10 protein-coding genes are annotated in these 12,492 nt (G+C 63.2%); 2 read left to right on the forward strand and 8 right to left on the reverse strand.

Annotated features, from left to right (window positions below; all coding sequences use genetic code 11):
* Positions 1-162: 162 nt before the first annotated feature.
* Entirely contained in the window at positions 163-1,014 is an 852-nt protein-coding gene (gene thiD, locus PAN31108_RS14300; RefSeq protein WP_150669489.1) for a bifunctional hydroxymethylpyrimidine kinase/phosphomethylpyrimidine kinase, read from the reverse strand.
* A gap of 1 nt (position 1,015) precedes the next feature.
* Positions 1,016-2,308 (reverse strand): lysophospholipid transporter LplT, encoded by a 1,293-nt coding sequence (gene lplT, locus PAN31108_RS14305; protein WP_150669490.1) that lies wholly within the window; start codon positions 2,306-2,308, stop codon positions 1,016-1,018.
* Positions 2,309-2,645: 337 nt separating this feature from the next.
* Between lplT and alr the strand changes: the two genes are divergently transcribed.
* Both alr and radA read left to right on the forward strand, forming a co-directional pair.
* A complete protein-coding gene (gene alr, locus PAN31108_RS14310; RefSeq protein ID WP_150669491.1) occupies positions 2,646-3,716 on the forward strand; it encodes an alanine racemase in 1,071 nt (356 codons plus the stop codon).
* Between the two features lie 22 nt (positions 3,717-3,738).
* Positions 3,739-5,112: a DNA repair protein RadA gene (gene radA, locus PAN31108_RS14315; RefSeq protein ID WP_150669492.1), complete on the forward strand. Its 1,374-nt coding sequence runs from the start codon at positions 3,739-3,741 to the stop codon at positions 5,110-5,112.
* 281 nt (positions 5,113-5,393) lie between these two features.
* Here the strand turns inward: radA and PAN31108_RS14320 are convergent, their stop codons facing one another.
* The 6 genes from PAN31108_RS14320 to dapD form a co-directional block, all read right to left on the reverse strand.
* The gene (locus PAN31108_RS14320; protein ID WP_150669493.1) at positions 5,394-7,328 is read right to left on the reverse strand and encodes an ATP-binding cassette domain-containing protein; all 1,935 of its coding nucleotides are present in this window, start codon (positions 7,326-7,328) and stop codon (positions 5,394-5,396) included.
* 205 nt (positions 7,329-7,533) lie between these two features.
* Positions 7,534-8,961, reverse strand: coding sequence for a cardiolipin synthase (cls, locus tag PAN31108_RS14325; RefSeq protein WP_150669494.1), 1,428 nt, complete (start codon positions 8,959-8,961; stop codon positions 7,534-7,536).
* Between the two features lie 156 nt (positions 8,962-9,117).
* Complete coding sequence (gene prmB / locus PAN31108_RS14330; RefSeq protein WP_150669495.1) at positions 9,118-10,014, reverse strand: 50S ribosomal protein L3 N(5)-glutamine methyltransferase; 897 nt, start codon at positions 10,012-10,014, stop codon at positions 9,118-9,120.
* A gap of 22 nt (positions 10,015-10,036) precedes the next feature.
* On the reverse strand, positions 10,037-11,188 hold the full coding sequence (dapE, locus tag PAN31108_RS14335) for a succinyl-diaminopimelate desuccinylase (RefSeq protein WP_150669496.1): 1,152 nt from the start codon (positions 11,186-11,188) through the stop codon (positions 10,037-10,039).
* 4 nt (positions 11,189-11,192) lie between these two features.
* Entirely contained in the window at positions 11,193-11,540 is a 348-nt protein-coding gene (locus tag PAN31108_RS14340; protein ID WP_150669497.1) for an ArsC family reductase, read from the reverse strand.
* 107 nt (positions 11,541-11,647) lie between these two features.
* Positions 11,648-12,475 carry a 2,3,4,5-tetrahydropyridine-2,6-dicarboxylate N-succinyltransferase gene (gene dapD, locus PAN31108_RS14345; protein ID WP_150669498.1) on the reverse strand — a complete coding sequence of 276 codons (828 nt, stop codon included), beginning with the start codon at positions 12,473-12,475 and terminating at the stop codon, positions 11,648-11,650.
* Positions 12,476-12,492: the final 17 nt, after the last annotated feature.

Genomic DNA, 12,492 nt, shown 5'->3' on the forward strand with positions numbered 1-12,492 from the left:
CGCTGTCGATGCCAACTGCATGTGGGGATGTGGGGGTGTGGGGGATGCCGCCAAGTCATACGAGGGGTGCGTCGTTCCTCCCCGGCTAGCGACGCTTCGGAGGATGGCTCACCGGTCAGCGCGTCGTGCCGCCCTGGTTCGGCCTTGTGTTCAGCCCTGTGTTCAGCCCTTAGGCCAGACCGCGTGGAAGTGGTGAACCGGGCCGATGCCTCTGCCGACGTGCAGTTCGTCGCTCGCGGCGAGCGCGCCGTTGAGGTAGGCCTTGGCGTCGCGCACGGTCTCCGGCCAGCCGCTGCGACGCGGACGCAGCGCGGCGAGCGCCGCAGACAACGTGCAACCTGTGCCGTGCGTGTTGTGGGCGGCAATGCGCGGCGCGGTGAAGCGTTGCACCCCGTCGGCGCTCACGAGCCAGTCCGGGCTCAGATCGCCGGCCAGGTGCCCGCCCTTGACCAGAACATGGCGAGCGCCGAGCGCGCGCAGCGCCTGCGCCTGCCGCTCCATCTCATGCTCATCCGTCGCCGCTTCCACCCCCAGCAATGCAGCCGCTTCCGGCAGATTGGGGGTAATCAGGTCGGCCAGCGGCAGCAGTTCGTCGCGCAGCGCTGCCACGGCGTCGGGCTGCAACAACGCATGACCGCTCTTCGAGATCATGACGGTGTCGAGCACGACGAAACGCGGCTTGTACCGGCGCAATGCGGCGGCAACCGCACGTACGACATCGGCGTTGGCGAGCATGCCGAGCTTCACGGCGTCGACGTCGAGATCCTGGAAAACGGCATCCATCTGCGCCGTGACGAACGTCGCCGGCGGCGTGTGGATGCCTGTTACCCCTTGCGTGTTCTGTGCGGTGAGCGCCGTGATCACGCTCGCGCCGTAGGCGCCGAGCGCGGAAAAGGTCTTGAGATCGGCTTGAATTCCCGCGCCCCCGCCGGAATCGGAACCGGCGATGGTGAGCGCGATGGGAATGGACGACTGACGCGCCGATTGACGCGTGGACGGCGATTGCGAATTCATATCAATGCTTGACTTCGCCAATGAGCGAGACGGAGTCGAACTCGCGCTGATTGGCCTGGTGACGCTTCATGACGAGCCACATCGTGCCCGACACGAACACGCCGAACAGAATGATGACGACACCGACCGGCACGTTGAACCAGATCAGCAGCGCATACAGGCACAGCATGATCAGCACCGACAGGTTTTCATTGAAGTTCTGCACGGCGATCGAGTGCCCGGCGGAGAGCAGCACGTGACCGCGATGCTGAAGCAGGGCGTTCATCGGCACGACAAAGAAACCCGCGAGCGCGCCGACGATGATGAGGAAGATGTACGACACGATCAGATACAGCGGCACCTTCCATTCCGTGCCCCACGGCAGCAGGTCTTTCGAGAAGAACGCCATGGCCATCACGGCGATCCCCATGGCGATGCCGACCGGCAGTACGGACAACGATCGTTTGAGTGGAATGCGCGACGCCGCCACGATGGCGCCGATGGCCACGCCCACAGCCGATACGGCTTGCAGGATCGCGCCTTCGGAGAGCGTCATGCCGAGCGCCTTTTCCGCCCAGCGCAGCACGATAAATTGCAGCGTCGCGCCGGCGCCCCAGAACAGCGTGGTGACGGCGAGCGAGATCTGGCCCAGCTTGTCGCGCCACAGCGTGACGAAGCAATCGGCGAAGTCGGAAACGAGCTTGATCGGATTGCGTTCCTGACGCGCATAACGTGCGCCGGTGTCGGGGATGCGCAGGTTGAACAGTGCGGCAATCACGTAGATCCCCATGATGACGACCATCGAAGCCATCGCGGGCGAATTGATCACGTCGGGCGTGTGGTGCAGTACCCAGGCCGATATGTGCGGGCTGATGAGTGCGCCGCCGAGCACCGTGCCGAGAATGATCGAACTGACGGTGAGCCCTTCGATCCAGCCGTTCGCGGCGACGAGTTTCTCGGCCGGCAGGAGTTCCGTGAGAATGCCGTACTTCGCGGGCGAATACGCGGCCGCGCCGAAGCCCACGACACCATACGCAATCAACGGATGCGAGCCGAACAGCATCATCAGACAGCCCGCGACCTTGATCGAGTTGCTGATGAACATGACCTTGCCTTTGGGCATCGAGTCGGCGAACGCACCGACGTAGGCGGCGAGAATGACGTACGAGAGAACGAAGAAGAGTTTGAGCAGCGGCGTCATCCACTGCGGGGAATGCAGATCCTTCAGGAGGGCGATTGCAGCAATCAGCAATGCATTGTCGGCCAGCGACGAAAAAAACTGCGCGGCCATGATGGTGTAAAAGCCTTTCTTCATCGGTACTTGAGTCGATCCCGTGCGGCGTAAAACTTGCGTGTCTCGGTTGTCGGAATCCGCGGTATCCCCCAGGGATACCGATACGGGAGGAAACCGGGCTTAAACACAAGGGTATCTGCGCTCATCGGCCATGCAAATGTCGCCAATCGACCGTATGTTCGGTCTTGAAGCCCCCGTGTCGGGCGCCCGGTCGCCCTCGGTCTGAGACCGATATTGTTATCGGGATAAAGATTTCGGCAAAACAAGTTGTGCGCACGGCTTTATAACACGAAAATATGCCGATGCGTTATGCCGCCGGCCTGTGCCGGCGAGCTTCTCCTGAGATTCGATTCCTGCCATGCCTCGTCCAATCAAAGTTTCGATTCATACCGCAGCACTTGCCCACAATCTCGATGTCGCCCGTCGCCATGCGCCCAATGCCAAGGTATGGGCCGTAGTGAAGGCCAATGCCTACGGGCACGGCATCGAAAACGCCTATCCCGGATTGCGCGACGCCGACGGTTTCGGTCTGCTCGACCTCGACGAAGCCGTGCGCCTGCGCGAGCTAGGTTGGGCGGGTCCGATCCTCCTGCTCGAAGGGTTTTTCAAACCGGAAGATCTGGCCGTGATCGATAAGTACGGCCTCACGACGACCGTGCATTGCGATGAACAGCTCCGCATGCTGGAGGCCGCGCGTTTGAGCAAGCCGCTCAACATCCAGCTCAAGATGAACTCGGGCATGAATCGCCTCGGCTTTGCGCCAGAGCGTTATCGCGCCGCGTGGGAACGCGCTCGTGCGATTTCCGGCGTGAGCCAGATCGTGCTGATGACCCATTTTTCCGATGCGGACGGCGAGCGCGGCATCGCACATCAGATCGAGACGTTCGAGCGCGGTGCGTGCGACGTGCCCGGCGAACGTAGTCTTTCCAACTCGGCGGCAACGTTGTTCCATCCGAATGCGCATGGGGCATGGGTGCGTCCCGGCATCATGCTTTACGGTTCGTCGCCGAAGGGGCTTGAAGTGACGGCCGCCGAACTCGATTTGCAACCGGCGATGACGCTCGAAACCGAGTTGATCGGCATTCAGGACGTGCCGGCGGGTGGCACGGTCGGTTATGGCAGCGTATTTAAGGCGGATGCGCCGATGCGCGTCGGGACCGTGGCCTGCGGTTACGCGGACGGCTATCCGCGCGTCGCCCCGACGGGCACGCCGATCCTCGTCGACGGCGTGCTGACGCGTACGGTTGGCCGCGTGTCGATGGATATGCTGTCCGTCGATCTCACCCCGGTGCCGCAAGCGCGTGTGGGGACGCCGGTGACGTTGTGGGGGCGTGGTCTTTGCATCGACGACGTTGCGGCGGCGGCCGGCACGCTCGGTTATGAGCTGATGTGTGCCTTGGCGCGCCGCGTGCCGGTTCACGCAGTCTGAGCGCCTCCACAGGAATTGCTGCATGGCTAAAGCCAAGACCGTCTACATCTGTACCGAATGCGGTGGTCAAACACCCAAATGGGCCGGGCAATGCCCCCACTGCAACGGGTGGAATACGCTCGTCGAATCGGTGGCGGAAGCGTCGACCGGGCACCGCTATCAATCGCTCGCCAAGAGCACGCCGGTACGTAAGCTGGCGGAAATCGAAGCGTCCGACGTTCCCCGTTTTTCCAGCGGTGTCAGCGAATTCGATCGCGTGCTGGGTGGGGGGCTGGTGGCGGGCGGCGTGGTGCTGATCGGCGGCGACCCCGGCATCGGGAAATCGACGCTGCTGCTGCAATCGCTTGCTCATCTGGCGCGCGAGCGTCGTGCGCTCTATGTCAGCGGCGAAGAGTCGGGGGCGCAGATTGCGTTGCGCGCACAGCGACTCGGTCTCGGTGCTGCCGGTGAGGGCGGTGGTGAGCTCGATCTGCTGGCTGAAATTCAGTTGGAGAAGATTCTTGGCGCCATCGAGTCGGAGAAGCCGGATGTCGTGGTCATCGACTCGATTCAGACGATCTATTCGGAAGCACTGACGTCCGCGCCCGGATCGGTGGCGCAGGTCCGTGAATGTGCGGCGCAACTCACACGCACAGCGAAGCAAAGCGGTGTGACCGTCATCATGGTGGGGCATGTGACGAAGGAGGGCAGCCTCGCCGGGCCGCGCGTGCTCGAGCACATCGTCGATACCGTGTTGTATTTCGAAGGGGATACGCATTCGTCGTACCGCTTGGTGCGGGCGTTCAAAAATCGCTTCGGTGCGGTGAACGAATTGGGTGTGTTTGCGATGACGGAGAAGGGGCTGCGCGGCGTGGCCAATCCGTCGGCGCTGTTTCTCTCGCAGCACGAGCAAAGCGTGCCCGGATCCTGTGTGCTGGTGACGCAGGAGGGAACGCGCCCGCTGCTCGTCGAAGTACAGGCGTTGGTCGATACGGCACAGGTGCCGAATCCGCGACGTCTCGCCGTGGGGCTGGAGCAGAACCGGCTGGCGATGTTGCTCGCCGTGATGCACCGTCACGCAGGCATCGCCTGCTTCGATCAGGACGTGTTCCTCAATGCCGTGGGCGGGGTAAAGATCACGGAGCCTGCCGCGGATCTGGCGGTGCTGCTCGCGATCCACTCGTCGCTGCGTAACAAGCCTTTGCCGCGTGGCATCGTGGCCTTCGGTGAAGTCGGGCTCGCGGGAGAAATCCGGCCGAGTCCGCGCGGGCAGGATCGTCTCAAGGAAGCGGCGAAACTCGGCTTCTCGATTGCGATCATTCCGAAAGCGAACGCGCCGAAGCAACCGATCGACGGGCTGGAAGTGCACGCCGTGGATCGACTGGAGCAGGCGATTTCGGTGGTGGCGGGTTTGTAGCGATTGGAATGCGCGGTTATTGACCCTTGCCGCGTGTTGCGACAGGCGACCCAAACGACAATGCCGCTTCGATGCGAATCGAAGCGGCATTTTTTTGACAGTGGCAATTTTCGCGATGACGCGTGGCGCCGCGCGGACGTGCCTGTGGCTTGAGACATCAAGGCGCCGAGAGCCCCAGGCCCAGGCCCAGGCCAAGACCCAGACCCAGACCGCAAGTCATGTCACTAAGTCCCGGAGTCTTTAAGCCTCATGACGTCCGGCGAATTTCGCGAAACGTCCCGTCAGGCGATTTGCTCCAGCGCCTCCTGGGCTTCGAGCCACTCGGCTTCGACGTCGGCGAGTTTGGCCGTCACCTCGGCCTGTTGTTTCAGGCTGTCGGTCAGGAGCGTCTTCTTCTGCGCGTCATAGGTGCTGCTGTCGGCAAGGATCGCATCGAGCTTCGCCTTCTGCTCGGACAGTTGGCCCATCGCCTGTTCCAGCTTTTCGATCTTGCGCTGGAGCGGCTTGCGCAGTTGCGACAGGCGTTGACGCTCCTGAGCCTCGGCGCGTTTCTGGTCCTTGCGGTTGACGCCGTCGTCGCCGCCCGCACTGTCGCCGCTGCTCGTCTCCCGTGCTGCCGCACGCTGATCCGCCGCATGTTGCAGCAGCCAGTCGCGATAGTCGTCGAGGTCGCCGTCGAACGCTTTGACCTCTCCACCGGCCACCAGCAGAAACTGATCGGTCGTGGCGCGCAGCAGATGCCGATCGTGCGAGACGAGAATCAGCGTGCCGTCGAACTGCGCGAGCGCCATGGTGAGCGCATGACGCGTTTCGAGGTCCAGGTGGTTGGTCGGTTCGTCGAGCAGCAGCAAATTCGGCTTTTGCCAAATGATGAGCGCCAGCGCCAGACGCGCCTTCTCGCCGCCGGAGAACGGCGCAATCGATGCCGTCGCCATGTCGCCACGGAAATTGAAGCCGCCGAGGAAGTCGCGCAACTCCTGCTCCCGCGTGTCCGGCGCCAAACGCTGCAAGTGTTGCAACGGCGAATCGTCGTGGCGTAGCGTTTCGACCTGATGCTGCGCGAAGTAGCCGATCTGAAGGCCCTTGCCTGTCTTCACCGTACCGGCCAGCGGCGCGAGCGTGCCTGCCAACGTCTTGATCAGTGTCGATTTCCCCTGACCGTTCGCACCGAGCAGGCCGATGCGTTGCTCGTTCTGCACCGACATCGTGACGTGCGGCAGGATGGTCTTGTCGCTGCCGTCGTCGAGCGCGTAGCCGCATCGCACCGCTTCGAGCACGAGCATCGGGTTCGGTGCGCTGTCGGCCGGGCGGAATTCGAATGTGAACGGCGACGCCACATGCGCGGGCGCGATGCGCTCCATCTTCTCCAGCGCCTTCATTCGGCTCTGCGCCTGACGTGCCTTCGATGCCTTGGCCTTGAAGCGCGTAATGAACGATTCCAGATGCGCAATCGTCTTCTTCTGCTTCTCGAACGCGCTTTGTTGCAGCGTCAGTTGCTGGCCGCGCAGAATTTCGAACTGGCTGTAATTGCCGCCGTAACGCTTGATCTGCTGGTTCTCGATATGCAGCGTGACGTTACAGACTTCGTCCAGAAATTCGCGGTCGTGCGAAATCACGATCAGCGTGCCGGGGTATCGCTTGAGCCAGTCTTCAAGCCACACGATGGCGTCGAGGTCCAGGTGGTTGGTCGGTTCGTCGAGCAGCAGCAGATCGGATGGGCACATCAGGGCCTGCGCCAGATTCAGACGCATGCGCCATCCGCCCGAGAAACTGGCGACGGGCAGTTGCGTTTGCGCGAGCGTGAAGCCTAGGCCGAGCAGCAGGGCTTCACCACGTGCCGGGGCGGTATACCCGTCGGCGTCCGCAAAGGCGGCATGCGCTTCGGCTTGGGTGTGCCCGTCATGCGCGGCCTGTGCGGCGGCAATGGTCGCTTCGATGTCGCGCAAGCGCGTGTCGCCGTCCAGCACGTAATCGAGCGCTGTGCGCTCGACGGCCGGCGTTTCCTGCATGACGTGCGCGATGCGCCAACCGCTGGGCACGAAGACGTCTCCGCCATCGGCGTGCAATTGGCCGCGCAGCAACGCGAACAGGGTGGATTTGCCCGCGCCGTTGGCGCCGACGAGGCCCACGCGCTCACCCGGGTTGAGCGTTACGGAGGTGTCCTCGAAGAGCGGCTTGGTGCCGCGCGCGAGACTGAGGTGTTCGAATCGGATCACGAAAAAGGCCGAGGGGGAAAGCGGGTCAGGTCGTCCGGTGCGATACGGCGCACAGATGTCGCCTGCCTCGCGCATGATCAGTCACGACGCGCGCTGATGTGGCGGGCATGGCGGTCTGCGCGGGCTGGCACGAGGCGCACAGCGGACGGCAAAAACGGCATTTTACCGGTCCGCAGGCCCGAAAGCGATGCGAACGCCGTCGCGTTCAGAGAATTGGGGCGAAAAGCCGTGAAACACGCATCACAATCTGACGCCATTTCGGAATCTTCCGAAAGTCGTCCTTGTTCAAAAGCGTGGCGTGCTCGAAGTCGTTGGTCAGCATGTAGGCAACATCGTCGGCAAAGCCCCGATCGACCGTCAGCAGCATGATCTCGAAGTTCAGGCGGAACGACCGGTTGTCGAGGTTGGCGCTGCCCACGGCGGCAGCGCTGTCGTCGATCAGCACCACCTTCTGATGAATGAAGCCGTGGTGATAGCGATAGACGTGGATGCCGCTACGTGCGGCCTCATAGGCATAGGATGTCGTCGCCTCGAACACCACGTAGTGATCGGCCCGGTCGGGAACCAGAATGCGGACATCCACGCCGCGCAACACGGCCAGCCGCAGGGCGGAGAACACTGCTTCGTCGGGCACGAAATAGGGCGTGGTGAGCCACACGCGCTGCTGTGCTGCATTGATGGCCGTGACGAAAAAGAGCGACGAGGTCTCGAGGCGATCGGCCGGCCCGCTCGGCACGACCTGACAATGCATGTCCTCGCCTGACGCGGCGGGTTGACGATTGAGTTCCGGCACCGTGCCCGTGCACCAGTGCCAGTCCTCCGCAAATGCGCGCTGGATACCGACCACCGCCGGCCCGCGCACGGAAATATGCGTGTCGCGCCACGGCGCGAGCGGCGGCTTTTCACCGAGGTATTCGACACCGACGTTGTGGCCGCCGATGAACGCCTCGTTGCCGTCGATTACGACGATCTTGCGGTGATTGCGGAAATTCAGTTGAAAGCGATTGACGATGATGCCGCGCTTTTTGGCGGCGAATTCATGCACTTGCACGCCGCCTTGACGCAGCTTCTCGCAGTAGCTGCGAGGCAGGTCGTGACTGCCGATGCTGTCGTACAGGAAATAGACCTTCACGCCGGTCGCGGCGCGGGCCAGCAAGCGGGCGGAAAGCGCTCGCCCGAGGGCGTCGTCCTTGACGATGAAGAACTGCACGATGACGTAATCGCGCGCGCGGTCGATAGCGGCGAAAATCGCGTCGAACGTCGCACGTCCATTGACCAGCAGTCGCACCCGATTGCCCGCCACGAACGACATTCCGGTCATCGCGGTCAACGAGGCAAATTCCGGGTGCGCCGCCATCGCGACGGGCGGCTCGCCGCGCCACTGCGTCTCTCCCACACGCGATTGCAGCGCTTCGTTGCGTGCACGTCGCGCTTCCACGTAGCCGATGAATTTCGAACGTCCGAGGAACAGGTAGGGGATGAGCGTGAGATAGGGCATCGTCACGAGCGACACCGCCCATGCCACGGCCCCTTGCGAGGTACGCACCGTCAGAACGGCGTGGATCGCGGCGGCGATGCCGAGTGCGTGCAGACAGGCGACGGCAAAGCCGACGTCGAGCCAATTGAGCACCATGACGGACAACCTTCCTCCATGCCGGGAGTCGCGCGGACTCGGGAACCCGAGTGTAACCGGGGTGCGTGAACTTAGGCGAGGGGGCGGCGCATCAGAGGCGTGGTGAGCATGGGCAAATCACCATGCTCACCCATATTGCCGTGGCATCGGGGCCGATTACGGGAGATCGGCGGCCTGTACCAGAAAGACCATGTCGTCACCGGCGCTGGTGGCCAGCCACGTGATGGGCAGATCGGGGAACGCCGCTTCGACGAAATGACGTTCGTTGCCGATTTCCACGACGAGCACGCCGTCGTCGGTCAGATGTTCGCGAGCGCCGGCGATGATGCGCCGGACCACGTCCATGCCATCGTCGCCGCCAGCCAGTGCGAGACGCGGCTCGTGGCGATACTCTGCCGGCAGCACTTGCATCGACCCTTCGTTCACGTACGGCGGATTCGTGATGATGACCTCGTAGCGCTTGCCCTTGGGCAGCGGGGTGTACAGATCGCCGAGGTGGAGGGCGACGCGATCCTCGAGGCCGTAGTCCGCCACATTGATCCTGGCGACATCCAACGCGTCGGACGAAATGTCCACGGCATCGATCTGCGCCGCCGGGAACGTCTCGGCGGCGAGAATGGCCAGACAACCGGAGCCGGTGCAAAGTTCGAGCACATCGGCAACGCTTTCGGCGTGGTCGACCCACGGCTGCAACGCGTCTTCGAGCAGTTCGCCGACGAAGGACCGCGGCACGATGACGCGCTCGTCCACGTAGAACCGATGACCGTGCATCCAGGCTTCGTTCGTGATGTACGAGGCCGGCACCCGCTCGCCGGCACGCCGGTTGATGACCGACAGCACGCGAGCGATCTCCTCGGACAGCAAACGGGCGTCGAGAAACGGATCGAGCGTGTCGATGGGCAAGTGCAGCGTGTGCAGCAGCAGATATGCGGCTTCGTCATACGCAGACGCCGAGCCGTGGCCGAACGCGAGCCCGGCTTCGGTGAAGCGCGAGACGGCGTAGCGCAGCAGGTCGCGCAGCGTCTGAAAAGGGTGAGTCGTCTGAGTCGTCATAGGGGGATTCGCTTCGCGCGCGTTAAGCGACCAGACGTGTCAGCACGCCGCGATAGACGTTTTTGAGCGGCTCGATATCCGCCACCGCAATGTGCTCGTCGATCTTGTGGATGCTCGCGTTACACGGACCGAACTCGATCACCTGCGGGCAGATACGCGCAATGAAGCGGCCGTCCGACGTGCCACCGGTCGTCGACAGTTCGGTCTCGAGCCCCGTTTCCTCGCGAATCGCGCTCGAGAGGGCGTCCGACAGTTCGCCGCGCGGCGTGAGGAACGGCTGGCCGCTGATCGACCAGTCGAGCGTGTAAGTCAGGCCGTGACGGTCGAGCAGTTCGTGTACGCGCTGCTGAAGTCCCTCGGACGTGCTGGCCGTCGAGAAACGGAAGTTGAACATCACCGTCAGCTCGCCCGGAATGATGTTGGTTGCGCCGGTGCCGGCGTGGATATTCGAGATTTGCCAGGTTGTCGGCGGGAAGTACTCGTTGCCGTTGTCCCACACGGTCTGCGTGAGTTCCGCGAGCGCCGGGGCGAACAGGTGCGTGGGGTTCTTGGCGAGATGCGGGTAGGCGATGTGGCCCTGCACGCCTTTGACGACAAGCTTGCCCGACATCGACCCGCGGCGACCGTTCTTGACCATGTCACCCAGCCGCTGGCTGGACGTGGGTTCGCCGACCACGCAATAGTCCAGGCGCTCACCACGTGCCTGCAAGGCTTCGACGACCTTCACCGTGCCGTCGGTGGCGGGCCCTTCTTCGTCGCTGGTCAGCAAAAAGCCGATCGCGCCCGCATGATCCGGGTGCCGGGCGACGAACTCCTCGGAAGCGACGACGAAGGCGGCGAGCGACGTCTTCATGTCGGCGGCGCCTCGACCGTAGAGCATGCCGTCGCGATGTGTCGGCGCGAACGGGTCGGAATGCCATTGTTCGAGCGGGCCGGTCGGCACGACGTCGGTGTGGCCGGCGAAGACGAGGAGCTTGCCGTCGGCGCCGCGCGTGCCGCGCTTGACCGCCCACAGGTTGGTCACGCCATTCGAGGCGATGGTCTCGCACGCGAAGCCGATCGCCGTGAGGCGGCGCGCCAGAATCGTCTGGCAATCGCGGTCTTCGGGCGTCACCGAGTGACGGGCGATCAGTTGCTCGGTAAGCGCCAGCGTGGCGCCTTGGGAGGAAGTCATGAAATCAGAATCGTGAAGCGTAACTGTCGGGCGTGAAGCCCACGGAAACCTTGCCGTCGGCCACGAGCACGGGGCGCTTGATGAGCGACGGATTTTCAATCATCAGCGTGCGGGCGAGCGACTCGTCGGCTGCTGCGGCCTGTTGCTCCGGCGTGAGCTTACGCCACGTCGTGCCCTTGCGGTTGAGCAGCGTGGCGAGCGGTACCTGGGCGAGCCAGGTCCCGAGCAGCGCGTCGTTCACGCCCGCCTTCTTGAAGTCGTGAAAGTCGTACGCGACGCCATGCTCATCGAGCCATTTGCGCGCCTTCTTCACGGTATCGCAGTTGGGAATGCCGTACAGCACTGCTGTCATTACCTGAACTCCTGATGTCGCGATTGCAAAAACACGGTGCGAGGCAACGCGTCGTAAATGCGCTGTGGCTCAGCGCCAGGACAGTCGCCTCGCACCGCTGCGCGGGTTTATTCGCCGCGCAGCAGGTCGTTGATCGCCGTCTTGGCGCGCGTTTGCGCGTCGACCTTCTTCACGATCACGGCGCAATACAGGCTGTACTTGCCGTCCTTCGAGGGCAGGTTGCCCGGCACGACGACGGAGCCGGCCGGCACGCGACCGTAATGCACTTCGCCCGTTTCGCGATCGTAGATCTTGGTCGACTGGCCAAGATACACGCCCATCGAGATCACCGAGTTTTCTTCGACGATCACGCCTTCCACGACTTCCGAACGGGCGCCGATGAAGCAGTTGTCTTCGATGATGACCGGATTGGCTTGCAGCGGTTCGAGCACGCCACCGATACCGACGCCACCCGACAGGTGAACGTTCTTGCCGATCTGGGCGCACGAGCCGACGGTGGCCCACGTGTCGACCATGGTGCCTTCATCGACGTAAGCGCCGATGTTGGTGTACGACGGCATCAGCACGACATTCCTGCCGATGAACGAGCCGCGACGGGCCACCGCCGGCGGCACCACGCGAAAGCCGCCGCGCGCGAAATCTTCGGCGGTGTAGTCGGCAAACTTGCTCGGCACCTTGTCGTAGAACTGGCTGAAGCCGCCAGCGGGCATCACGGCGTTGTCTTCCAGGCGGAACGACAGCAGCACGGCCTTCTTGATCCACTGGTTCACGATCCATTGGCCGTCTTGCTTCTGGGCGACGCGCAGGGCACCCTTGTCGAGTTCGGCGATGACGTGCGAGACAGCTTCGCGGACTTCGGCAGGGGCGGACTTGGCCGAGATCTCGGCGCGGTTTTCCCAAGCTTGGTCGATGGTGGTTTGCAGTTGTTGCGACATGGCGAGAATCGTTTGCA

The organism is Pandoraea anhela, from assembly GCF_902459655.1.
In the GTDB taxonomy this organism is placed as follows: domain Bacteria; phylum Pseudomonadota; class Gammaproteobacteria; order Burkholderiales; family Burkholderiaceae; genus Pandoraea; species Pandoraea anhela.

What these genes read in the sequence shown, in the direction of transcription:
- thiD (WP_150669489.1), bottom strand. Translation starts at nt 1,014, where the DNA reads ATGAATTCGCAATCGCCGTCCACGCGTCAATCGGCGCGTCAGTCGTCC.
- lplT (WP_150669490.1), bottom strand. Translation starts at nt 2,308, where the DNA reads ATGAAGAAAGGCTTTTACACCATCATGGCCGCGCAGTTTTTTTCGTCG.
- alr (WP_150669491.1), top strand. Translation starts at nt 2,646, where the DNA reads ATGCCTCGTCCAATCAAAGTTTCGATTCATACCGCAGCACTTGCCCAC.
- radA (WP_150669492.1), top strand. Translation starts at nt 3,739, where the DNA reads ATGGCTAAAGCCAAGACCGTCTACATCTGTACCGAATGCGGTGGTCAA.
- cls (WP_150669494.1), bottom strand. Translation starts at nt 8,961, where the DNA reads ATGGTGCTCAATTGGCTCGACGTCGGCTTTGCCGTCGCCTGTCTGCAC.
- prmB (WP_150669495.1), bottom strand. Translation starts at nt 10,014, where the DNA reads ATGACGACTCAGACGACTCACCCTTTTCAGACGCTGCGCGACCTGCTG.
- dapE (WP_150669496.1), bottom strand. Translation starts at nt 11,188, where the DNA reads ATGACTTCCTCCCAAGGCGCCACGCTGGCGCTTACCGAGCAACTGATC.
- PAN31108_RS14340 (WP_150669497.1), bottom strand. Translation starts at nt 11,540, where the DNA reads ATGACAGCAGTGCTGTACGGCATTCCCAACTGCGATACCGTGAAGAAG.
- dapD (WP_150669498.1), bottom strand. Translation starts at nt 12,475, where the DNA reads ATGTCGCAACAACTGCAAACCACCATCGACCAAGCTTGGGAAAACCGC.